Annotated in this window: 18 protein-coding genes; 8 read left to right on the top strand and 10 right to left on the bottom strand. The window is 58.7% G+C overall.

All coding sequences use genetic code 11. The annotated features are described in order from the left end of the window. Positions 1–84 precede the first annotated feature (84 nt). Together QZ862_RS02765 and QZ862_RS02760 are read left to right on the top strand one after the other, a co-directional pair. On the top strand, positions 85–873 hold the full coding sequence (locus QZ862_RS02765; RefSeq protein ID WP_296097335.1) for an RDD family protein: 789 nt from the start codon (positions 85–87) through the stop codon (positions 871–873). Positions 874–1,069: 196 nt separating this feature from the next. Next, positions 1,070–1,522 carry a hypothetical protein gene (locus QZ862_RS02760; RefSeq protein ID WP_296097333.1) on the top strand — a complete coding sequence of 151 codons (453 nt, stop codon included), beginning with the start codon at positions 1,070–1,072 and terminating at the stop codon, positions 1,520–1,522. Between the two features lie 62 nt (positions 1,523–1,584). Here the strand turns inward: QZ862_RS02760 and QZ862_RS02755 are convergent, their stop codons facing one another. Next, complete coding sequence (locus QZ862_RS02755; protein ID WP_296097331.1) at positions 1,585–2,832, bottom strand: AGE family epimerase/isomerase; 1,248 nt, start codon at positions 2,830–2,832, stop codon at positions 1,585–1,587. A 189-nt stretch (positions 2,833–3,021) separates the two neighbouring features. Between QZ862_RS02755 and metH the strand changes: the two genes are divergently transcribed. Then, positions 3,022–6,795, top strand: a complete 3,774-nt coding sequence (gene metH / locus QZ862_RS02750; protein ID WP_296097329.1) for a methionine synthase — start codon at positions 3,022–3,024, stop codon at positions 6,793–6,795. 201 nt (positions 6,796–6,996) lie between these two features. Here the strand turns inward: metH and QZ862_RS02745 are convergent, their stop codons facing one another. Beyond that, entirely contained in the window at positions 6,997–8,124 is a 1,128-nt protein-coding gene (locus QZ862_RS02745; protein WP_062440438.1) for an S-(hydroxymethyl)glutathione dehydrogenase/class III alcohol dehydrogenase, read from the bottom strand. An 88-nt stretch (positions 8,125–8,212) separates the two neighbouring features. Further along, on the bottom strand, positions 8,213–9,151 hold the full coding sequence (locus QZ862_RS02740; protein WP_296097328.1) for a DMT family transporter: 939 nt from the start codon (positions 9,149–9,151) through the stop codon (positions 8,213–8,215). Between the two features lie 204 nt (positions 9,152–9,355). On the opposite strand from QZ862_RS02740, the gene glmU reads away from it, so the two are divergent. From glmU to QZ862_RS02715, 5 genes are all read left to right on the top strand, one after another. Further along, complete coding sequence (gene glmU, locus QZ862_RS02735; RefSeq protein WP_296034779.1) at positions 9,356–10,717, top strand: bifunctional UDP-N-acetylglucosamine diphosphorylase/glucosamine-1-phosphate N-acetyltransferase GlmU; 1,362 nt, start codon at positions 9,356–9,358, stop codon at positions 10,715–10,717. A 161-nt stretch (positions 10,718–10,878) separates the two neighbouring features. Further along, positions 10,879–12,705 (top strand): glutamine--fructose-6-phosphate transaminase (isomerizing), encoded by a 1,827-nt coding sequence (glmS, locus tag QZ862_RS02730; protein WP_296097325.1) that lies wholly within the window; start codon positions 10,879–10,881, stop codon positions 12,703–12,705. Continuing rightward, on the top strand, positions 12,702–13,205 hold the full coding sequence (locus tag QZ862_RS02725) for an N-acetyltransferase (RefSeq protein WP_296097323.1): 504 nt from the start codon (positions 12,702–12,704) through the stop codon (positions 13,203–13,205). The genes glmS and QZ862_RS02725 overlap by 4 nt, the downstream gene beginning before the upstream one ends. Positions 13,206–13,320: 115 nt before the next feature. After that, a complete protein-coding gene (locus QZ862_RS02720) occupies positions 13,321–13,989 on the top strand; it encodes a DUF502 domain-containing protein (RefSeq protein ID WP_296097321.1) in 669 nt (222 codons plus the stop codon). A gap of 63 nt (positions 13,990–14,052) precedes the next feature. Beyond that, complete coding sequence (locus tag QZ862_RS02715; protein WP_296097319.1) at positions 14,053–14,364, top strand: hypothetical protein; 312 nt, start codon at positions 14,053–14,055, stop codon at positions 14,362–14,364. A 46-nt stretch (positions 14,365–14,410) separates the two neighbouring features. On the opposite strand, the gene QZ862_RS02710 is transcribed toward QZ862_RS02715, so the two are convergent. From QZ862_RS02710 to QZ862_RS02680, 7 genes are all read right to left on the bottom strand, one after another. Next, the gene (locus QZ862_RS02710) at positions 14,411–15,745 is read right to left on the bottom strand and encodes an MFS transporter (RefSeq protein ID WP_296097318.1); all 1,335 of its coding nucleotides are present in this window, start codon (positions 15,743–15,745) and stop codon (positions 14,411–14,413) included. Between the two features lie 185 nt (positions 15,746–15,930). Further along, the gene (locus QZ862_RS02705; RefSeq protein ID WP_296097316.1) at positions 15,931–16,797 is read right to left on the bottom strand and encodes a protein phosphatase 2C domain-containing protein; all 867 of its coding nucleotides are present in this window, start codon (positions 16,795–16,797) and stop codon (positions 15,931–15,933) included. Positions 16,798–16,802: 5 nt separating this feature from the next. Beyond that, a complete protein-coding gene (locus QZ862_RS02700) occupies positions 16,803–17,846 on the bottom strand; it encodes a zinc-dependent alcohol dehydrogenase family protein (RefSeq protein WP_296097314.1) in 1,044 nt (347 codons plus the stop codon). A 56-nt stretch (positions 17,847–17,902) separates the two neighbouring features. Continuing rightward, positions 17,903–18,961 (bottom strand): ABC transporter ATP-binding protein, encoded by a 1,059-nt coding sequence (locus tag QZ862_RS02695; protein ID WP_296097312.1) that lies wholly within the window; start codon positions 18,959–18,961, stop codon positions 17,903–17,905. A gap of 11 nt (positions 18,962–18,972) precedes the next feature. Next, complete coding sequence (locus QZ862_RS02690; protein WP_296036160.1) at positions 18,973–19,755, bottom strand: ABC transporter permease; 783 nt, start codon at positions 19,753–19,755, stop codon at positions 18,973–18,975. Beyond that, positions 19,752–20,642: an ABC transporter permease subunit gene (locus QZ862_RS02685; RefSeq protein WP_296019151.1), complete on the bottom strand. Its 891-nt coding sequence runs from the start codon at positions 20,640–20,642 to the stop codon at positions 19,752–19,754. Before QZ862_RS02685 ends, QZ862_RS02690 begins: the two co-directional genes overlap by 4 nt. Positions 20,643–20,738: 96 nt before the next feature. Further along, positions 20,739–21,845, bottom strand: coding sequence for an ABC transporter substrate-binding protein (locus QZ862_RS02680; RefSeq protein WP_296019152.1), 1,107 nt, complete (start codon positions 21,843–21,845; stop codon positions 20,739–20,741). Positions 21,846–21,871 lie beyond the last annotated feature (26 nt).

The raw sequence follows: 21,871 nt of genomic DNA, 5'->3' as shown, positions 1-21,871 counted from the left end.
CGTTGCAGCATCTTGCTCTCCATACAACTTTACGTATCGATACCGCCTTGCTAGATGCTGTTGGTCGAAATGGGGGCACGAAATATGACCGTTTGGTATTACGCGGTCGGGCAGGAGCGCGAAGGGCCGGTCGACCAAGATAAAATTGAAAAGCTGATTGTCGGTGGCGTGATCGGACGCGACGCCTATATTTGGCGCGAGGGTATGGCTGACTGGCAGGTCGTCGCCGACCATCCCGATTTTGCCGCGTTTTTTCGTGTGCCGACTCCTGTGTCTGCACCGCCTGCGTTACCGCCTACACATGCTCCGGTGACGCGCGCCGAGCCCGCAACTGGTGCTGCGCAGTTGGCTTATGCACCCCGTCTGCGACCGTGGCCGCGCTTCTGGGCAAGAATGCTTGACAATATGCTTCTCTGGCCATTTCTTGAGGTGGGAAGTCGGGCCGCGATGATCACCTTCGCGCCCTATGCAGATGCACTACAAACGCTCGGTTATTCCGCGCTGTTCGGCCTCGCGGCGATGTTTGCGAGTGCCGTTTTGCTGGCGACGAGTATGACGTTGTTTGGAACCACACCGGGCAAGGCTCTCGTTGGCGTCCTGGTGCCTGTTCCGGCAGGGGGAAGTGCATTCTCATTCTATCTCGCACGTGAGTTCAAGGTTTTGTTCTTTGCGTATGCTTTGGGAATACCGCTTGCGTTCATCGTGACCTTCATCATTCAATATCTGCGTTTAGCCTCTGGCCGTCCGGCCATGTATGACGAATACAATCCGCCAGTGATTGCAAACCCAGGAAAATTGCGGCTGACCGTCGCGATCATACTGGTCGTCATTGTTTTTGTGTTCGCTGTTCTCGTTAAGGCCGCCTTGCGGTAAGAGCAGAGATAGAGCCCTGAGAGTTCGATTGCCGTCTCTCCGGTTCTTCGTTTTGTTGTCACGCCGACTTTACTGCGTCTCTCTGTGCGTCTTCGCCTTTACCGCGCTATAAGGGGAGCGAAGCATGCCTTTTATCAAAGGCTTTGGGAGAGAGAAGACTGACTGACATGATGTCTCGTATTGCGGAGCGCCGTTCATGATCGTCGGTGTCGTTCTAACGGTCGCTTTGCTGTTGTTTCTCATCGCTTTTCCGCGGCATCTGAAGGCGGTTGTGGCGGCACTTGCCGTGGTGTGGGTGTGCCTTGGCAGCTGGGTGTTGTTCGACTGGATCCGCTCCGGCGAAAGGTTGGCGAAGATCATCGCCACAGCCGCCTATGATCCGACCTGCCAAGATGAGAATGCACCGATCCGCGTCAGTTTCCAGAATACCAATGACGTGGCGGTGGAGCGGCTGACTTACACGCTGCAGGGCTTCGAGCCGGCATTTCGTGCTCCTATTTCGCTCGAGTCATACCAGCCCAACGAAAGGCGTCTTGAGGCGCATGAAAGTTATGCTGCCTGCAGGCCTTTTCGGTTGCGCAGCAACGAACAGGCCGATCCGGCAAAACTGGAATGGCGGATCACGGTTAATTCTGCGGATTTCGAGTGAGTTTTTCTATGGAGCGGCAAAAGCGGCGGTCCGCGTCGCCGCTCCATTTTTAAACGCTTGGACTAGAAGCGGGCGCCTTTTTCGGCGATCACCTTTGTCAGGCTTCCATCTGCCGGGAAAAGCGGGATGAGGCAGGCTTGCAGGGCGTGATAGATATCACCCTTGCCGGGGAAGAGTGTGTTGGCCGGAACGAGCTCTTCGGTCAGTTCCTCATGCCAGCCGCCGAATTGATGGTCGAGGAAGTTGTTCGCAATCGTGCTCCAGATGCGGCGGTAGCTGTCCTCGTAAAACTCGTCCGCGGGCAGGTGCTCGTTGAGGAAGTGGGCGGCACCGGCTGCCTCGCACATGGGCCACCAGAGTTTTTCTGTCTTGGCGGGCGTGTTGTCCCAGTCGAGCGTGTAGAAGAAGCCGCCTTTTTCCCGGTCCCAGCCGAGCGCCATGGACTGGACGAAGAGGGACTTTGCAGCAGTCGGCATCCACTCATGCTTGCGATTGCCCAGGACCCAGAGTTGCAGGATAAGGCGGGACCATTCCAGCCAGTGGCCGGGCGTGGAGCCTGAGGGGCGGAACATTTCGTTGCCGCGATAATCCTTGTCCAGCACCCAGTTCTCGTCGAAATGCTCCGGCACGCGGAAGTCCAGCGCGCCCGCTGCCCGGCGGATGATGAGATCGGCGATCCGTTCGGCTTTGGTAAGATAGCTCTTGTCGCCCGTGGCCTCGAAGGCGGCCATCAGGGCTTCGGTCAGGTGCATGTTAGAATTCTGGCCGCGATAATTCTCGATCGGCGACCAGTCTCGGTGAAACTCTTCATTGATGGCGCCGTGCTTCTCTTCCCAGAAGCGGGTTTCGAGAACCTCGGTGATGTCGGCCAACATGGCATCTGCCAGCGGATGCCCGACGACCTTGGCGGAGGAGGCGGCGAGAAGCACGAAGGCGTGGCCGTAACCCTGCTTGGTAGCGTCGGCAGGGCCGTTGTCGTCCACCTGCCAGAAATAGCCGCCATGCTCCTGGTCTCGGTGCTTGTCCCATAGATAGGTCATGCCATGGTCAACGATATCGCCGCAGCCGGGGCGACCGAGCAGATGACCGATGGAGAAGCAATGCACCATGCGGGCTGAGGCGTGGATGCCGCGCACAGTATTGTCGGAGGAGAGAGGAGCGCCGTGCCGGTCGAGATCGAAGAAGCCGCCCTTAGGGTTGACCGCGCGATACTGGAAGAAGTCGAAGAGGCCTTCCGCCTGCTTTACCAACCATTGGCGATGCCATGGCAGCGTGCTCCAATAGGCTTTCGTGCTTTCCGTGTCGCTCATCCATTCCTCCTTTGATGCACTGGTGGAGGATACCTATATCTTTGAGGCGCGAGGGTGTCATCCGCACTGGAAATTTCGTACCCTATTTCTCGAACGGGAGCCGCGGAAGCTGCGCGATATGTTGACATAAAGATATCTTTATGTGACTTGATGACTTGCTGATTTGCACAGAATGAGGAGTAAGTGCCGATGTTGGACGATCTGTTTGGCCCTTTGGGCGGCAAACGCGACGGCGCGGAAATTCTGAAGGCGCTGAAACAGGCGGCTGAAGAGCGCATCCTCATTCTCGACGGCGCCATGGGCACGCAGATCCAGGGGCTTGGATTTGATGAAGAGCATTTCCGTGGCGACCGCTTCATCGGCTGTGCCTGTCACCAGAAGGGCAATAACGACCTGCTGATCCTGACGCAGCCGGATGCGATCGAGGATATCCATTTCCGTTATGCCATGGCAGGCGCGGATATTCTCGAAACCAACACGTTTTCCTCCACGCGCATCGCGCAGGCGGATTACGAGATGGAAGGCGCGGTTTACGACCTGAATCGCGAGGGCGCCTTTGTCGTTCGCCGTGCCGCGCAGCGCGCCGAGCGGGAAGATGGGCGCCGCCGTTTCGTCGCCGGTGCCATTGGCCCAACCAACCGCACCGCGTCGATCTCGCCAGACGTGAACAATCCCGGTTATCGTGCCGTCAGCTTCGACGATTTGCGCGCTGCCTATGGCGAGCAGATTGACGGCTTGATCGATGGCGGTGCTGATATCATTCTGATCGAAACGATCTTCGATACGCTGAACGCCAAGGCTGCGATCTTCGCCTGCGAGGAGCGCTTTGCTGCCAAGGGCATTCATCTGCCGGTGATGATTTCTGGCACGATCACCGACCTTTCTGGCCGCACGCTGTCTGGCCAGACGCCGTCGGCCTTCTGGAACTCGGTGCGTCACGCCAACCCGTTTACCATCGGCCTCAACTGTGCGCTTGGCGCGAACGCCATGCGTCCGCATTTGCAGGAACTGTCGGATGTGGCCGATACCTTCATCTGCGCCTATCCGAATGCCGGCCTGCCGAACGAATTCGGCCAGTATGACGAAACGCCGGAGATGATGGCGGCACAGGTGGCCGAGTTTGCCCGTGAAGGACTGGTCAATGTGGTGGGCGGCTGCTGTGGCTCGACGCCGGAGCATATTCGCGCCATTGCAGACGCCGTAAAGGGTTTCGAACCGCGCAAGGTGCCGGAACACAGGTCCTTCATGTCGCTGTCTGGCCTCGAGCCTTTCGTGCTGACCAAGGACATTCCCTTCGTCAATGTCGGCGAGCGCACGAACGTGACGGGCTCTGCCAAGTTCCGCAAGCTGATCACCGCTGGCGACTATACCGCTGCTCTCGCCGTTGCCCGCGATCAGGTGGAGAACGGCGCGCAGATCATCGACATCAACATGGATGAGGGCCTGATCGACAGCCAGAAGGCCATGGTCGAGTTCCTCAATCTGATTGCCGCCGAGCCGGATATTGCCCGCGTGCCTGTGATGATCGACAGCTCCAAATGGGAGATCATTGAGGCTGGCCTGAAATGCGTTCAGGGCAAGTCGATCGTCAACTCCATCTCGCTGAAGGAAGGCGAGGAGAAGTTTCTGGAACAGGCGCGTCTGGTGCGCAATTACGGTGCTGCCGTTGTCGTCATGGCGTTCGACGAAGTGGGGCAGGCGGATACCTACGAGCGCAAGGTGGAAATCTGCACCCGCGCTTATAAGCTTCTGACGGAGAAGGCCGGGCTTCTGCCGGAAGACATCATCTTCGACCCGAATGTCTTCGCCGTCGCGACCGGTATCGAAGAGCACAATAATTACGGTGTAGACTTCATCCAGGCGACCAAGACCATCCGCGAAACCATGCCACTCGTGCATATTTCCGGCGGTGTCTCGAACCTATCCTTCTCCTTCCGCGGCAACGAGCCGGTGCGCGAGGCGATGCATGCCGTGTTCCTCTACCACGCCATTCAGGTTGGCATGGATATGGGTATCGTGAATGCGGGCCAGCTTGCCGTCTATGAGGGCATCGATGCGGAATTGCGCGAGGCCTGCGAAGATGTGGTGCTGAACCGCCGCGACGATGCGACCGAACGGCTGTTGGAAATTGCCGAACGCTTCCGCGGCGCTGGCGCCAAGGAAGGCAAGGTTCAGGACCTGTCGTGGCGCGAGCTCCCCGTTGAGAAGCGGCTGGAGCATGCGCTCGTCAATGGCATTACAGACTATATCGATGCGGATACGGAAGAGGCGCGCCAGCAGGCCGCTCGTCCGCTGCATGTCATCGAAGGCCCGCTGATGGCGGGCATGAATGTGGTCGGCGATCTCTTCGGTTCAGGCAAGATGTTCCTGCCGCAGGTGGTCAAATCCGCCCGTGTGATGAAACAGGCCGTTGCCGTTCTTCTTCCCTATATGGAAGAGGAAAAGCGCCTGAATGGTGGCGATCAGCGCAAGGCTGCGGGCAAGGTGCTGATGGCGACGGTGAAGGGCGATGTCCACGATATCGGCAAGAACATCGTCGGCGTCGTTCTCGCCTGCAACAATTACGAGATCATCGATCTCGGCGTGATGGTGCCGACCACCAAGATTCTCGAAACGGCTGTTGCGGAGAAGGTCGATGTCATCGGTCTTTCCGGCCTTATCACCCCCTCGCTGGATGAAATGGTGCATGTGGCCTCCGAGATGGAGCGCATGGGGCTCGACCTGCCGCTTCTGATCGGTGGGGCGACGACGAGCCGTGTTCATACAGCGGTGAAGATCCATCCGCGCTACGAGAAGGGCCAGGCGATCTATGTGACGGACGCCTCGCGCGCGGTCGGCGTGGTGTCAGCACTTCTGTCGGAAGACCAGAAACCAGCCTATATTGACGGCATTCGCGCAGAATATGCCAAGGTTGCCGATGCGCATGCGCGCAACGAACGCGAAAAGCAGCGCCTGCCGCTGTCGCGTGCGCGCGAAAACGCGCAGAAGGTGGATTGGGCGAGCTATCAGCCGGTCAAGCCGCAATTCATCGGTACCAAGACATTCGAGGACTACGATCTCGAAGAACTGTCACACTATATCGATTGGACGCCTTTTTTCCAGACCTGGGAGCTGAAGGGTCGTTTCCCGGCCATTCTCGAAGATGAGAAGCAGGGCGAGGCAGCGCGCCATCTCTATGCCGATGCGCAGGCCATGCTGAAGAAGATCATCGAGGAAAAGTGGTTCCGACCGCGCGCCGTCATCGGCTTCTGGCCGGCCAATGCGGTGGGAGACGATATTCGTCTGTTCACCGATGAGAGCCGCACGTCTGAACTCGAAACCTTCTACACTCTGCGCCAGCAGCTCTCCAAGCGCGATGGACGGCCCAATGTGGCGCTGTCGGATTTCGTCGCGGCGAAGGACAGCGGCATTGCCGACTATGTCGGTGGCTTCGTGGTTACGGCTGGTATCGAAGAAGTGGCCATTGCCGAACGCTTCGAACGGGCCAATGACGACTATTCATCCATTCTGGTCAAGGCACTTGCCGACCGTTTCGCCGAAGCCTTTGCCGAGCGCATGCATGAACGGGTGCGCAAGGAGTTCTGGGGCTATGCGCCGGATGAGCGCTTCAGCAGTGATGATCTTGTCGGAGAAGCTTACGCCGGTATTCGCCCGGCTCCCGGCTATCCGGCTCAGCCTGACCATACGGAGAAGGACACGCTGTTCCGTCTTCTTGATGCGACGAACCAGACGGGTGTGGAGCTGACCGAAAGTTACGCCATGTGGCCGGGCTCGTCCGTGTCCGGCCTCTATATCGGACATCCGGAAAGCTATTACTTTGGTGTTGCCAAGGTGGAGCGAGATCAGGTCGAGGATTATGCTCGGCGCAAGGGTATGGCGGTGAAAGATGTCGAGCGCTGGCTTGGACCTGTGCTGAATTATGTGCCGACGGATGCGGCGAAGGAAGTTGAGACGGCGGCCTGAGTTGGGGATGAGGTTGCGTCTGACGTTGAGCGTTAGGCGCCGTAACTCCTCTGTCCTGCCAGATATCTCCGCCTCAAACGGGCAGAGCCGATGCCGCAACCGCCCGCCAATCTCTAAAGTGAAATAGAAAGAGGGGCCTCGCAGCCCCTCTAAATCCTTCCAGCGCGGAAGCGCGTACTCCCGCGCCAATCATTTCTTACATCAATAGACCACGACGCCGCGGATGCTCTCGCCCTTGTGCATCAGGTCGAAGCCCTTGTTGATGTCCTCAAGCGGCATGGTGTGGGTGATCATCGGGTCGATCTGGATCTTGCCTTCCATGTACCAGTCGACGATCTTCGGAACGTCGGTGCGGCCGCGGGCGCCGCCAAAGGCCGTGCCCATCCAGTTGCGGCCGGTGACCAGCTGGAAGGGGCGGGTGGAGATTTCCTGGCCGGCGCCTGCGACGCCGATGATGACCGATTTGCCCCAGCCGCGATGCGATGCTTCGAGCGCCTGGCGCATGACCTTGGTGTTGCCGGTGCAGTCGAAGGTGTAGTCCGCGCCGCCGATCAGGTCGCCATTGCGCTTCGTCATGTTGACGAGATAGGGCACGATGTCGTCTCCGACGTCCTTCGGATTGACGAAGTGCGTCATGCCGAATTTTTCGCCCCAGGCCTTACGATCATTGTTGATATCGACGCCGATGATCATGTCCGCGCCGGCAAGGCGCAGGCCCTGAAGCACGTTGAGGCCGATGCCGCCGAGGCCGAAGACGATCGCCGTCGAGCCGATCTCGACCTTTGCCGTGTTGATGACAGCGCCGATGCCGGTCGTGACGCCGCAACCGATGTAGCAAACCTTGTCGAAGGGCGCGTCCGGGTTGATCTTGGCAACGGCAATTTCCGGCAAAACCGTGTAATTGGCGAAGGTGGAGCAGCCCATATAGTGGTGGATCTTGTCCTTGCCGATGGAGAAGCGGCTGGTGCCGTCCGGCATCACGCCCTGGCCCTGAGTCGAGCGGATGGCGGTGCAGAGGTTGGTCTTGCGCGAAGTACAGGAATAGCACTCGCGGCATTCCGGCGTGTAGAGCGGGATGACGTGGTCGCCCTTCTTGACCGAGGTGACGCCGGGGCCGACATCGACGACGATACCGGCACCTTCATGGCCGAGGATCGCGGGAAAGAGACCTTCCGGATCGGCACCCGAGAGGGTGAAGTCATCGGTGTGGCAGATACCGGTCGCCTTGACCTCGATCAGCACTTCACCGGCGCGTGGGCCTTCCAGCTGAACCGTCATAACTTCCAATGGCTTGCCTGCCTGAACGGCGACTGCGGCGCGAACGTCCATCCTCTGGTCTCCTTTATGTCTTTATCATTCGTGGAAGCACTTTTTGCCCGACGCGGGCCTTACGAACAAGTGCAGTTGCGGCAATTCTTCAAACTTCCGCGACCTCTGCCATCTTGAGACGTCGAGCGCTCAATCTCTCGCGCCAGATGATGAACAGCCCTGACGTCACGATGATGACGATGCCGAGCCATTTGGACGGTGTTGGGAAATCGGAAAACAGCAGGTAGCCGAGGATCGTGGCGGAGATGATCTCAAAATACTGGAAAGGTGCCAGAAGCGATACGGGCGCAAGGCGAAACGCCTTGACCACGAGAAGATGCATATAGCCCGAAATCGAGCCGAGAAGGATCAGGAGAACGAGGCCGTGATCCCAGCCGGGCAGGGACATGTCGAAATTGGTGTCTCCCAGTCCGTGGCCTATCAGAAGAGCGACGCCCATGAAGATCGTGCCGGCAATGCCTGCCATGGTCTGCATGACCAGGGGGCTGTCACCCTCACCAATCGCGCGGTTTAGGAAGAGGTAGAGCGTGAAGAGAAAGGCGCAGGCGACAGGCAGCAGCGAAGTGAGGCCGAAGAGTTCGAAGCTTGGCTGGATGACGATCATCGCACCGATGAAGCCGACGGCGATCGCGCTCCAGCGCATCCAGCCGACCCGCTCTCCCAGAAACAGCGCGGACATTATGGTGAGCAGAAAGGGTTCGACGAAATAGATGGCAAAGACGTCGGCGAGCGGCATGTATTTGACAGCGGCGAAGAAGGCGAGGCTTGCCGCCGTATGCAACACGCCGCGCAGCAGGTTGAGCCAAGGGCGCTTGGCATGGATTAGCGACTTTGGCGACATGAAGAGCAGCAGCGGAAGCGTGCAGACCAGCTGGAAGAAGAAGCGATAGAATGTCACCTGACCGGGGGACATGCCCTCATGCGCCATATATTTGGCAATCGCATCCATCACCGGCAGCACGATCATGCACGCCGCCATGATAAGCATTCCACGGACGGGCTGGCTGACGCTCTGCGAAGAAGACATGCGGGATTCCGGATTTCGTTAGGAGGGCGGTCAAGACAGATTAGAAGATTTTCAAAGCGTTGAAAGGGCGTTTTGGACTTCAACCGACCTCATGAAGCTTTCCATCACGTCGCTTTTCAACCCGTCATGCAATTTCCATGGTTTCTTTCTCGTCGAGCGTTTATAGCGGCTGGACAATATTCGATACTTTGAGTGGAGATCCAAGTGGAACGCACCTGTCTTGCCGTCATTCTCGCCGCCGGTGAAAGCACGCGCATGAAATCGTCCATGTCGAAGGTTTTGCACCCCGTTGCCGGACGGCCGATGATCGCGCATGTGATGCAGGCGGTGTCCGGCGCTGGCGTGAGTGCTGCCGCGCTTGTCGTTGGTCGCGATGCGGAGAAGGTTGCGGATGCCGCGCGTGTCGCAGGCGTTTCTGTAGAACCTTACCTGCAGAAGGAGCGGCTTGGCACGGGCAACGCCGTGCTGGCGGCTCGCGAGGCAATCGAGAAGGGTTTCGACGATATTCTGATCGCCTATGGCGATGTGCCGCTTTTGACGGCTGAAACGCTGAACCGGGCGCGTCAGGCGCTGGCAGGGAACGTGGATATCGTCGTCATAGGTTTTCATACGGACAAACCAACCGGTTATGGTCGACTTCTCGTGCAGAATGGCGAACTCGTCGCCATCCGCGAGGAGAAGGATGCCAGCGACGACGAGCGCAAGGTCACATGGTGCAATAGCGGCCTGATGGCGATCAATGGTCGCCGGGCGCTGGATCTGCTCGATCGCATCGGCAACAACAATGCCAAGGGCGAGTATTATCTGACCGACATCGTCGAGATCGCCCGCGCCAATGGCGGCAAGGCCGTGGCTGTCGATGCGCCCGAGGCTGAGATGACCGGCTGCAACAACCGCGCCGAACTCGCAATTATTGAGAAACTCTGGCAGGAGCGGGCGCGCCATCAGTTCATGATCGACGGTGTTTCGATGATTGCGCCGGAAACCGTGTTTCTTTCCTGGGATACCAAGATCGGCCAGGATGCGTTGATCGAGCCCAACGTGGTGATCGGACCCGGAGTCACCATCGAATCGGGTGCCGTCATCCATGCCTTCTCGCATCTGGAAGGCGCTCATGTCAGCGCTGGTGCGACAGTTGGCCCCTATGCGCGGTTACGTCCCGGCGCCAATCTGGCGGCGAAAGCCAAGGTCGGCAATTTCTGCGAAATCAAGAAGGCCGAGATCGGCGAGGGCGCCAAGGTCAACCACCTCACCTATATCGGCGATGCCTTCATCGGTGCTGGCAGCAATATCGGTGCGGGCACGATCACTTGCAATTATGACGGCATCAACAAGCATGAAACGCGGATTGGCAGGAATGCCTTTATCGGCTCCAACTCAGCACTCGTGGCACCCGTGACGATTGGCGACGATGCCTATGTTGCTTCTGGGAGCGTGATTACCGATGACGTTCCCGGCGACGCGCTGGCCTTCGGCCGTGCGCGCCAGGAGGTGAAGGAAGGCCGCGCCAGTGTGCTTCGCGCCCGCGCCCAGGCGATCAAGGATGCCAAGAAGAAACCGGCGTAACCTTCTGACAAAGGTAACGAATAGACATTGAAAGTGACCGCGGTTGCGATTGCGGTTTTTGCGGAAATCGCTACGACTTCCGCCATTGAAAAAGCATCCGTATGGATACCCGACTCAGGTTTCGGATCGACGGATGCTCACCAAAATCTTTGGAGAACTGTATGTGCGGTATCGTCGGAATTGTTGGAACGCAACCGGTTGCGGAGCGCCTTGTGGATGCGCTGAAGCGGCTGGAATATCGGGGCTATGACTCCGCAGGCGTTGCGACGATCCATGATGGCGCGATGCACCGCCGCCGCGCCGAGGGCAAGCTCTTCAATCTGGAGAAGAAGCTGTCGGAAGAACCGCTTCCCGGCATTACCGGCATTGCCCACACCCGCTGGGCAACGCATGGGGTTCCGAACGAAACCAATGCCCATCCGCACTTCGTCGATGGCGTTGCCGTTGTGCATAACGGCATCATCGAGAATTTCTCGGAACTGCGTGAGGAGCTGAAGGCCGAGGGCGCGACGTTTACCACCCAGACCGATACGGAAGTGGTGGCGCAGCTGCTCGCCAAGTATACCCGTGAAGGGCTTTCCCATCGCGATGCGATGCTGACGATGTTGAACCGCGTGACTGGTGCTTTTGCGCTGGTGGTGATGTTCCAGGACGAGCCGGGCACGCTGCTGTCGGCCCGCTCCGGCCCGCCGCTGGCCGTCGGTCATGGACGTGGCGAGATGTTCCTCGGTTCGGATGCGATTGCGCTTTCGCCCTTCACCAATGAGATCACCTATCTGGTGGATGGCGATTGCGCCATCATCACCGCATCCGGTGCCGAAATCATCGATTTTTCCGGCGACCCGGTGCAGCGTCAGCGCCAGATTTCGCAGGCGACGGCCTATGTGGTGGACAAGGGCAACCACCGCCACTTCATGGAAAAGGAAATCTACGAGCAGCCGGAGGTCATTTCCCACGCGCTCAGCCACTATGTCGATTTTGCCGACAAGCGGGTGAAGGATATCGATCCGGCCATCGACTTTTCCAAGCTCACCGGCCTTGCGATTTCCGCTTGTGGCACTGCCTATCTCTCCGGCCTGATCGGCAAATACTGGTTCGAGCGCTATGCACGCCTGCCGGTGGAAATCGATGTGGCGTCGGAATTCCGCTATCGCGAAATGCCGCTTTTGCCGACACAGGCAGCCCTCTTCATCTCCCAGTCGGGCGAGACAGCCGATACGCTTGCCTCGCTGCGTTATTGCAAGGAGAACGATCTGAAGATCGGCGCGGTCGTCAATGTGCGTGAATCGACCATCGCCCGCGAATCCGACGCGATTTTCCCCATTCTGGCCGGTCCTGAAATCGGTGTGGCTTCCACCAAGGCCTTCACCTGCCAGCTTGCCGTGCTGGCCTCGCTGGCGATTGCTGCCGGTAAAGCGCGTGGCACGCTGACGGCGGCGCAGGAAACCGAACTGGTGCGTCATTTGATCGAGATGCCGCGCGTCATGAGCGAAGTGCTGAACGCCATCCAGCCGCAGATCGAAACCCTGTCTCGCGATCTCTCGCGTTTCAAGGATGTGCTCTATCTCGGTCGCGGCACCTCCTTCCCGCTGGCGCTGGAAGGCGCGCTAAAGCTGAAGGAAATTTCCTACATCCACGCGGAAGGCTATGCGGCAGGCGAGTTGAAGCATGGGCCGATTGCGCTGATCGACGAGAACATGCCGGTCATCGTCATTGCACCGCATGACCGCTTCTTCGAGAAGACCGTGTCAAACATGCAGGAGGTGGCAGCCCGCGGTGGGCGCATCATCTTCATCACCGATGCGAAGGGGGCCGCGGCCTCGTCGCTGGAAACCATGGCGACCATCGTGCTGCCGACCGTCGATGAACTCATCGCGCCGATGGTCTTCTCGCTGCCGATCCAGCTGCTGGCCTACCATACAGCGGTCTTCATGGGCACGGATGTGGACCAGCCGCGCAACCTGGCAAAGTCGGTCACGGTGGAATGATGATCCGTTCGGAACAGGTCGGCGATCTCGACGCAATCGGCGTCGTGACGCAGGCGGCGTTCCGGGATGTTCCCTATAGTGACCATAACGAGCACCTCGTCATCGAACGCTTGCGTCGGGCCGGTGCGCTCGCTGTTTCGCTTGTGGCCGAGGAGAATGGGGCGATCACTGGCCATATCGGCTTTTCGCCTGTCGGACTTTCTGCAAGCAGCGACATCTGGTTTGGCCTCGGTCCGCTTTCCGTGTCGCCGGAACGGCAGGGGCGGGGTGTAGGTTCGGCGCTCGTTCATCGCGGCCTCGACGCATTGCGCGAACTGAATGCCGGCGGGTGCGTCGTCATGGGCGATCCCGCCTATTACCGTCGCTTCGGTTTTTGCCACGATGAGCGACTGAAGGCCGAAGGCATTGATGACGAATATTTCATGATCCTGCCCTTGCAGGGCGGAACGCCGTCCGGCATTGTCCGTTATCATCAGGCATTCTTCGGTGACATCGCCTAGAGCATTCCGGTGATAACGGGACCACCTTCAATGCTCTCGGTCTCTGTTTTACCGCATTGTCCGACGCCAAAGCGATCACGCTTCGGCTGGAGATGCTCCAACATTCAGTGAGTTGATGACGGATCACCCAATCAGAATTTCTTTTGCGACACGCCTGCGTAACAGCTTTCTGACCGGCGTTCTCATTCTGGCGCCAGTCACGATCACGATGTGGCTGGTCTGGACCTTCCTGCAATGGGCCGATAGCTGGGTGAAGCCGTATATCCCGACGCGTTACGACCCGGAAGAATATTTCAACGTCGCCATTCCCGGTTTCGGCCTGCTGATTGCCGTCATAGGCATCACCGTCATCGGCTTTCTCGGCAACAATCTGATCGGCAAATGGATCGTCGGTGTCGGCGAATCTATCCTCAACCGCATGCCGCTGGTGCGGCCGATCTACAAGAGCATCAAGCAGCTGTTTGAATCGGTGCTGAAGGAGCATTCCAATTCCTTCAAGCGCGTCGGCATGATCGAATTTCCCGGACCCGGCACATGGGCCATGGTCTTCGTCGCATCCGAAGCCAAGGGTGAGCTCGCCTACCGCTTCAATGAGTTAGGCCAGGAAATGGTGGCGGTCTTCCTGCCGCCAACACCGGTACCAACGGCGGGTTTTTTGCTGTTTGTCCCCAAAGAAAAGATCATCATGCTCGACATGTCGCCAGAGGATGCTGCGAAGCTTCTGATTTCCGGAGGTCTGGTTGCGCCGGATTTCGAGCCGCCGAAGGCTCTTGCTCCAGTTTAATTAGGTTTACCTAGACCTTTGCGTGCTTCCGACCTATTGTTGGATTCAACCTGGGGGAGATACATGCGCTTTATTCGAAATTGGGTTATCCCGTTTTTTTCAACGGTCATTTTCGCCTGCATCGGCCTTCTGATCACTGGGTCGCCGGGATACAATATCGTCACGACATTTGACGGGCAGCCTATCGACGGCGGCCCCACACCTCAGCAGGTTGACGCCACAATTGCGAGAGGAACAGGGCTCGATAGTCATGTCGATTTCTATGGCATCGCGCTTCCAGGCGAGCCCCTGTTTTGGATGATCGGCATCGTTCTCGTAGCAGCGTTTATCGGCTACAAGTTCGGGTCGGCCTTCAAGATGCCCGCCTCTGCCTGATCGATTGGGAATGGCGCGAGCGCGCCAAGTCCCGTTTAGTCGGTTATTATCGCTTCTGCAACGTCGCGAGCTCTTCCACACCCACATGGCTCTCCACCGCGCTGCCGCGCAGGTGAAGATAAAGTCCGATGAAGAAGGCGAGCCCGGCGATGAACACCAGATACCAGGCATGCGCCATGGGGTTGATCGCAAGCGCTGTGCTCACCGCAATCGGCGTCAATCCGCCGAAGACGGCGTAGGAGACGTTGTAGGCGAAGGACAGGCCTGAGAAACGAACCGAGGCCGGGAAGGCGCGGACCATCACGTAAGGCACCGCACCCGCCATGCCTACCGACAGGCCCATCACCGCGTAAAGCGCAAACATGGTGCTGAGCGATGTTCCGGCATAGCTGTAGAAGGTGAAGGTGGCGATGCCGAAGAAGATGCTGGCGCCCATGAAGAAAATGCCGCTGCCGATGCGGTCGATCAGCGCGCCGGCGATGATGACACCGAAGATCAGGAACAGGGTGCCGAAGCTCGTGCCGGCCAGCGCTTGTGTCGGCGTGTAGCCGTAGAGCTTTTGCAGGAAGGTGGCCGTCATCAGCGTCGTGACGACGATGGCCGCGGACAACACCCAGGTGAGCAGCGCGGAGACCACGACGCCGCGCATATGGTTCTTCAGCACGAGGCTGAGCGGCAGCTTGTCCGAGAGCGTTTTTGAGTTCTTCATCTGCGTGAAGATCGGCGTTTCTTCCAGCCAACGACGCAGATAGACCGCGATCAATCCAAAGACGCCGCCGATGAGGAAGGGAATGCGCCAGGCATAGCCCGACACGGCTTCCGGCGTGAAAATGGTGTTGATCGCAAAGGCGATGAGCGATCCCAGCATGATTCCGAAAGACAGGCCAGACGTCAGCAGGCCGCAGGCAAGGCCGACATAGCGAAAGGGCACGTGCTCAGACACAAAGGTCCAGGCGCCCGGCACCTCGCCGCCGATGGCCGCTCCTTGCAGCATGCGCAAGACGATGAGCAGGATGGGCGCTGCGACGCCAATCGTTGCATAGGTCGGCATAAGGGCCATGCCGAGTGTCGAGAGTGCCATCAGCAGGATGGAGAAGGCGAAGACGCGTTTGCGGCCATAGCGGTCTCCATAATGGGCGAGAATGATGCCGCCGATGGGGCGCACAAGATAGCCGGCGGCGAAGATGCCGAAGGTCTGGATCATCACCAGCCAGTCTGGCATATCCGGCGGGAAGAAGAGGTGGCCGATCACCGTGGCGAAGAAGACGAAGATGATGAAGTCGTAGAATTCCAGCGCGCCGCCGAGAGCGGAAAGGCCAAGCGTTCTATAATCCTGCGCATTCAGCGCGCGGGCGGGAACCGGGGTCGTGGTGGGAGACATGAGCGGTTTCTTCTCTCAGGGATCGTTCCCTGTGCCATGCGTTAAAGAGCCTGCTAATTCAAGTCTTTTGTCAGCTTATGTCACAGCGTCTATTAAAGCTTACGGTGATCGTTCAGATTTGTCTTTTGGGCTTTTGTTGTCTTACCGCACGTCTTGACCGCAAGGCCGCTGCACAATTTTGCGCGTCATGCGTTTGTGATCCTGCACAAAATGGCGGTCGTGTCGTCAGACTGTTTCAGCCGGGGGTATTTTAGACCCTTTGGATCAATATCCCGCTCCAACTGGCGAAGCTCTCGGATGAGGCTTGCAAGTCCGGCTGTGACGGCGCGGCGGATGAGGGAGCCAGAGGTGTAATTCCTATAAAGACTCACAAGATCTGCCAGTCCATCAGAACAGATGATAGCCGTGGCGCCGCCTGAGATTTCGATCTCGGCGGTCGCGATGTGGTCAGCCGTTTCGGGAACGAGACTCAGGGACCAGACGGTGCCATCTGCCGTGTTCTGTCGTTCGCGATTGCGCCTTAGATCGGCAAGCGTTTTGGGGTCGCTGGTTGCCATGCCCGCCGCACCGATGCCGCCCAGACGAGCGATATGGGCGCGTGCCGCTGCTTGTTCACGCTCGAAGGCGTCGGGCAGGGCCATCAGGTTTTCTTCCCGGCCGTCATCATGAAGGATATAGACGACGCTATCGCCAAGGCCGGCGAATTGCAGCCCGTTGGGCGTGATGCGCAGACCCGCGAGCGCGGCAACCGGCCAGGCATAGCGCGGCTGATCGCCCGCCGTGGCCTCGAAGATGGTTCTGGCATCCTTGGAAATGCGGCGGATGATGTCTGTAAAATCCGCCCCGGGCGAGACTTCGCTCATCAAACGCTTGGCGGCGAAGTCGGCAATCCATGCGGCATCCGAGCCAAACTCCGTCATGAACTGCCACTCGCCAAGGCCAGTCGCGCCATCGACGACGAATGCGCTTGAGGCATTCCATGCCAGCCGATCCTCGTTGGGGCGCTCTGCCTTGCTGGGATCGCTGATGCTGTCGATAACGTCAATCTGCATGGGAGTTACTCGAAGCGGCTGATGATGCTGATGCCGCTATCCTTGAAGCTGTCCATCGCGGGTAGCGCGGTGACGGCATCGGAGAGAGAAATGTGCTTGCCGATGAGCTTTTCCGGAGAGAGCTTGCCGGTGCGGATCATCGCCAGCATGTCGTCATAGCGCCAGGCCTGCATACCGTGGCTGCCGTAGATTTCCAGTTCATGGGCAATCACCCGCGCCATCGGGATTTGCGGCGTGGAATGATCGGCGAGCATCAAGCCCACCTGCACGTGGCGGCCACGGCGGCGCAAGTTACTGATCGAGTTGCAGCAGGTTTGCGGGTGGCCAAGCGCATCTACGGAGACATGCGCGCCGCCGCCGGTCGCATCGCGGACAGCTTCGATCACGTCGGCAACGTTGCGGCTGTTGATGGTGACGGTGGCGCCGAGTTCCTTGGCCAGCGCCAGCTTGTCATCGGCAATATCAATGGCGACGATCTGCGCGCCAAGACCTGCGCCAATCATGATGGCGGAGAGCCCGACACCGCCGCACCCGTGAACCGCCAGCCATTCGCCGCCTTTCAGACGACCCTGGTCGACGACAGCGCGGAAGGAAGTGGCAAAGCGGCAACCGAGGCTTGCTGCCGTATCGAAGCTCATATCGTCAGGCATATGGATCAGATTCTGGTCGGCATAATCGATCGCGACATATTCGGCAAAAGAGCCCCAATGGGTGAAGCCCGGCTGGAACTGCGTTTCGCAGACCTGCTGGTTGCCAGAGCGGCACTCCTGGCAGTGGCCGCAGCCGGAAACGAAGGGAACGGTGACGCGGTCACCCACCTTGAAACGCATGACATTCTTGCCAACCGCAGAAATCACGCCGGCGAATTCGTGACCCGGCACATGGGGCAGGTGGATGTCGCTGTCATGGCCCATCCAGCCGTGCCAGTCGCTGCGGCAAAGGCCGGTCGCCTTCACCGAGATGACCACGCCGCCCGGTGTCGGCTCCGGGTCCGGCAAGTTCGAGATTTTCGGTGCTTCGCCAAACCGTTCGTAGAATAATGCGCGCATAGGTGCCTCCTGAGTTGGAGCGGAGTTACCCGGTTTTCCGGACTCGAAACAGTGCGCTACTCTGCTACAATCATCAAATCTTCTGATGCAAAGTGTAAGGTGACGCGCTCGCCGATGGCAGGCTGTGCCGTGCCGGGATCGTTGAACATGTCGAACGAAAGCACGCTGCCGCCGACATCGAGACGAGTGCGGATGACCGAGCCGAGGAAGTGGCTGGAGGTCACAATGCCGGAAATGGCGACATCGCCCTTGGCGCTTTCGGCCAGCGATCCAGCTTCAGGGCGAAGTGCAACTGTGACCTTTTCGCCGTTGGCTTTGGCAAGCGGCTTTTTCAGCGAGACCTTCTGATCACCGATCAGAATTGTGCTTGTTGCTGCATCGACAACGGTGGCGTCGATGAGGTTCAACGTGCCGACGAAGGAGGCGACGAAGCGCGTGGCCGGACTGTTGTAAATCTCGAAAGGCGAGCCAATCTGATCGGCGCGACCGGCATTCATCACCACGATACGATCCGAAATCGACAGGGCCTCTTCCTGGTCATGCGTGACAAAGATTGTGGTGATGCCAAGCTTGCGCTGGATCTGGCGGATTTCTTCACGCAGCGACACGCGGATCTTGGCGTCAAGCGCAGAAAGTGGCTCGTCGAGGAGCAGCACTTCCGGCTTGGGTGCCAGCGCGCGTGCAAGTGCCACGCGCTGTTGCTGGCCGCCCGACATCTGGTAGGGATAGCGGTCTGCCAAGTGCTCCAGATGAATCAGCGCCAGCATTTCCTTGACGCGTTCGTCGATTTCAGCCTTCGGCTTGCCTGCGACCTTGAGGCCGAAGGCAACGTTTTCGCGGACATTCATGTTCGGAAACAGCGCGTAAGCCTGGAACACCATGCCGATGTTGCGCTGGTTGGGACGAAGTGTCGTCTGGTCCTTGCCGTTGATGACGATTGCGCCATCGCTCGGCGTTTCGAAGCCTGCGATCATGCGCAACACGGTCGTCTTGCCGCAGCCTGAGGGGCCGAGGAAAGAGACGAACTCGCCCTTCTCGATGGCCATATTAAAGTCATGCACGACCTGAATCGGACCGAAGGACTTTTTGATGTGCGTGAGTGTCAGAAAGCTCATGTAGAAATCCTTCAGGCCTTTGGAGGCGCGCCCTTCTGGTAGCGGGAGACGAGTTGGATGAGACCGAGGCAACCCCAGGTGATGCCGAATGAAATCACGGCAAGGGCAGCAGGCTCGTAAGCACGGTTCGCGCCGAGAAGCTGCATGTAGGGGCCGAAGGCCGGTCGGTTCAAAAGCGCTGCCATGGTGAACTCACCGATGACGATGGCAAAGGTCAGGAAAGCGCCAGATAGGACGGCGACAAGGACGTTCGGGAGGATGATGCGGGCAAGAATGGTCGTCCAGCCAGCGCCAAGGCTTTGCGCCGCTTCCGTCAGCGTGCCGATATCGATGGTGCGAAGGCCGGTGTCGACGGCACGGTACATGTAAGGCAGAGCCAGCGTGGTGTAACCAAACATCAGGAGCAGGTTGGTGCCCGTTGTCGTACCCGTCAACGGCAGCCAGCTTGAGGTGTTGTAAAGGCGGATATAGCCGAAGACGATGACGATGGCCGGAATGACAAGCGGCAGCAGTGTGATGAACTCGATCACGGGGCGCAGTGTGGGCAGTTTCAGCCGCACCCAATAGGCTGTCGGCACCACCAACACTACGCCGAAGACGATGGTGACGAGCGCCATGACCACGGAATAGGTGAAGGTTTCCTGAAAGCGCGGGTCGCTCAACACTACGGTATAGGCATCGAAAGAATAGACACCACGCCGCATCTTCAGCGAGAAGTTGGTCATGCCGATCAGCGGCAGGGCGAAATAGAGGATACCGAAGAGGAGGGCGCCCCAGGCGAAAATTCGCTTCATTTCAGCCACCTCTCGCTGCGCGTGCGCATCCAGATATAGAGTGTGTTGGCGATACAGGTTACGACGATCATGCCGAAGGCCAGCGCATAGCCAAGATTGGCATTGCCGAGAACGTCACCGCGGATCTGGGCGAAGAGCAGGATCGGCACGATGCTGAGCGAGGAGCCGGTGAGCGCAATCGCGGTTGCGACAGCGCCGAAGGCGTTGGCGAAGAGGAGCGAGAAGGTGCCAAGGATCGATGGCAAAAGAATTGGGAAGGCGACCATGCGCCAATATTGCCAGCCGCTTGCGCCGAGAATTTCGGCGGCTTCGCGCCACTCGCGCTTCAGGCCGTCGAGCGCTGGGGTGATAATGAGGATCATCAGCGGGATCTGGAAGAACAGATAGGTGATCGTCAGGCCCCAGAAAGACAGAATGTTGAAGCCGAGGACGCGCAGATCGATGCCGAGCTGGGTCTTCAGAAACAGCGTGACGAGGCCGACGGGGCCAAGCGTGGCAATGAAGGCGAAGGCCAGCGGCACACCGGCGAATTGGGACGCAACGCCCGAGAAGGTCAAAAGCGGCGCACGGATTTTCTGCGGCAAGCCGCCAAGCACGACTGCGGAGGCCACGGCAAAACCGATCAGACAGCCAAGGGCTGCGGAGGCAACGCTGATCTTGATCGATATCCAGTAAGCGGCAAGGATTGAGGGTGTGAAGAGCCCGATAATATTGTCAAAGGTGAAGCTGCCGTCCGGGCCTTGAAATGCGCCGATGACGATCTTCATTGTCGGCATGATCAAGAAAAGCAGGACAAAAATGGCGAATGGCAAAATGCCGAGCCATTCGAGCTTCGGCCGGTAACGCCGTTTAACCGGCAGGGCTGTGCCAGTATCTGCTGATGACATTCTGTCCCCATTGCCGCGATCATCGCGGTCTCATTTTTTATGTGCAGCCAGCCGCTCCGGACTTTCGAGATCGGGGCGGCTGTTCGTTGTTACGTCTTACTTGACGTTGGCGCCGACGACCTTGTCCCAACCGCCGGTGACGGCTGCCTTGTTGGCATCGACATCTTCGAGCGTCGGGAAGGTTGCCTTTTCATAGGCTGCCGGTGGCGGCAGGGCGTCGAGAAGGTCCTTCGGGATCTTGTTCGCCTTGGCCATGGCATTGAAGCGGATCGGATGGCAGAAGCCCTTCAGCCAGCCGAGCTGACCGTCGTCCGAATAGAGGTGCTCCATCCACAGTTTCGCGGCATTCGGGTGCGGGGCGTAAGCGGAGATGCCCTGCACGTAGACGCCAGCCAGAACGCCCTTTTCAGGAACAACGACTTCTGTCGGTGGGTTACCGTTCAGCGTCTTTGCCCAGCCGAGAGCGTTGTAGTCCCAGGCAATCACGATCGGCGTTGCACCCTGTGCCAGCGTTCCGGCCTTGCCGATAACGGGCACGAAGTTGCCAGCCTTGTTCAGGTCTGCAAAGTACTTCAGGCCTGCTTCACCAGCTTCCTTGCCATCTTTCGCGCCTGTGGACAGACCAGCGGCGAGAACGCCGAGGATCGCCTGGTTGGAGGCGCGCGGGTCACCAGCAAGTGCGACCTGACCGGCATATTCCGGCTTCAGCAGATCGGCCCAGTCTTTGGGAGAATTCGTCACAAGGTCCTTGTTCACGAAGAAGGACATGACGCCGTAATAGTCGCCGTACCAGTAGCCTTCGGCGTCCTTGACGTTGTCTGGAATTTCGTCCCAGGTGGAGACCTTGTAAGGCTGGAGAAGACCGTCCTTCTTGGCCTGTGGGCCGAATGCCAGACCGACGTCGATCACGTCCGGTGCCTGCGGGCCCTTGTTGTCCTTGTTGGCCTTGATGGCTTCGATCTCGTCAGCCGAACCGGCATCAGGATTCAGCTCATTGACCTGGATTTCAGGGTACTTGGCCTTGAAGGAGGCGATGACGTCGCCGTATCCACACCAGTCGTGCGGCAGGGCGATGGTCGTCAGCATGCCTTCTTTCTTGGCAGCTGCGATGAGTTCTTCGCTCGGTGCTGCCGTGGCGATTGCCGTGGTGGCAAGCACGATTGCGGTGGTAAGCGAAAGCAGTCGGCGGCTATTTGAGATCACTTTTGTTCTCCTCTACGTGTCTCATG

Origin of the sequence: uncultured Agrobacterium sp., assembly GCA_913777615.1 — a bacterium.
Classification (GTDB): domain Bacteria; phylum Pseudomonadota; class Alphaproteobacteria; order Rhizobiales; family Rhizobiaceae; genus Agrobacterium.
Note: the sequence above shows the minus strand (reverse complement) of the source record. Positions and strands in the feature narration are given on the sequence as shown.

Bases quoted from the DNA above. Each gene is read 5' to 3' on its own strand.
- QZ862_RS02765 (WP_296097335.1), top strand. From the start codon at position 85: ATGACCGTTTGGTATTACGCGGTCGGGCAGGAGCGCGAAGGGCCGGTC.
- QZ862_RS02760 (WP_296097333.1), top strand. From the start codon at position 1,070: ATGATCGTCGGTGTCGTTCTAACGGTCGCTTTGCTGTTGTTTCTCATC.
- QZ862_RS02755 (WP_296097331.1), bottom strand. From the start codon at position 2,832: ATGAGCGACACGGAAAGCACGAAAGCCTATTGGAGCACGCTGCCATGG.
- metH (WP_296097329.1), top strand. From the start codon at position 3,022: ATGTTGGACGATCTGTTTGGCCCTTTGGGCGGCAAACGCGACGGCGCG.
- QZ862_RS02745 (WP_062440438.1), bottom strand. From the start codon at position 8,124: ATGGACGTTCGCGCCGCAGTCGCCGTTCAGGCAGGCAAGCCATTGGAA.
- QZ862_RS02740 (WP_296097328.1), bottom strand. From the start codon at position 9,151: ATGTCTTCTTCGCAGAGCGTCAGCCAGCCCGTCCGTGGAATGCTTATC.
- glmS (WP_296097325.1), top strand. From the start codon at position 10,879: ATGTGCGGTATCGTCGGAATTGTTGGAACGCAACCGGTTGCGGAGCGC.
- QZ862_RS02725 (WP_296097323.1), top strand. From the start codon at position 12,702: ATGATGATCCGTTCGGAACAGGTCGGCGATCTCGACGCAATCGGCGTC.
- QZ862_RS02720 (WP_296097321.1), top strand. From the start codon at position 13,321: ATGACGGATCACCCAATCAGAATTTCTTTTGCGACACGCCTGCGTAAC.
- QZ862_RS02715 (WP_296097319.1), top strand. From the start codon at position 14,053: ATGCGCTTTATTCGAAATTGGGTTATCCCGTTTTTTTCAACGGTCATT.
- QZ862_RS02710 (WP_296097318.1), bottom strand. From the start codon at position 15,745: ATGTCTCCCACCACGACCCCGGTTCCCGCCCGCGCGCTGAATGCGCAG.
- QZ862_RS02705 (WP_296097316.1), bottom strand. From the start codon at position 16,797: ATGCAGATTGACGTTATCGACAGCATCAGCGATCCCAGCAAGGCAGAG.
- QZ862_RS02700 (WP_296097314.1), bottom strand. From the start codon at position 17,846: ATGCGCGCATTATTCTACGAACGGTTTGGCGAAGCACCGAAAATCTCG.
- QZ862_RS02695 (WP_296097312.1), bottom strand. From the start codon at position 18,961: ATGAGCTTTCTGACACTCACGCACATCAAAAAGTCCTTCGGTCCGATT.
- QZ862_RS02690 (WP_296036160.1), bottom strand. From the start codon at position 19,755: ATGAAGCGAATTTTCGCCTGGGGCGCCCTCCTCTTCGGTATCCTCTAT.
- QZ862_RS02685 (WP_296019151.1), bottom strand. From the start codon at position 20,642: ATGTCATCAGCAGATACTGGCACAGCCCTGCCGGTTAAACGGCGTTAC.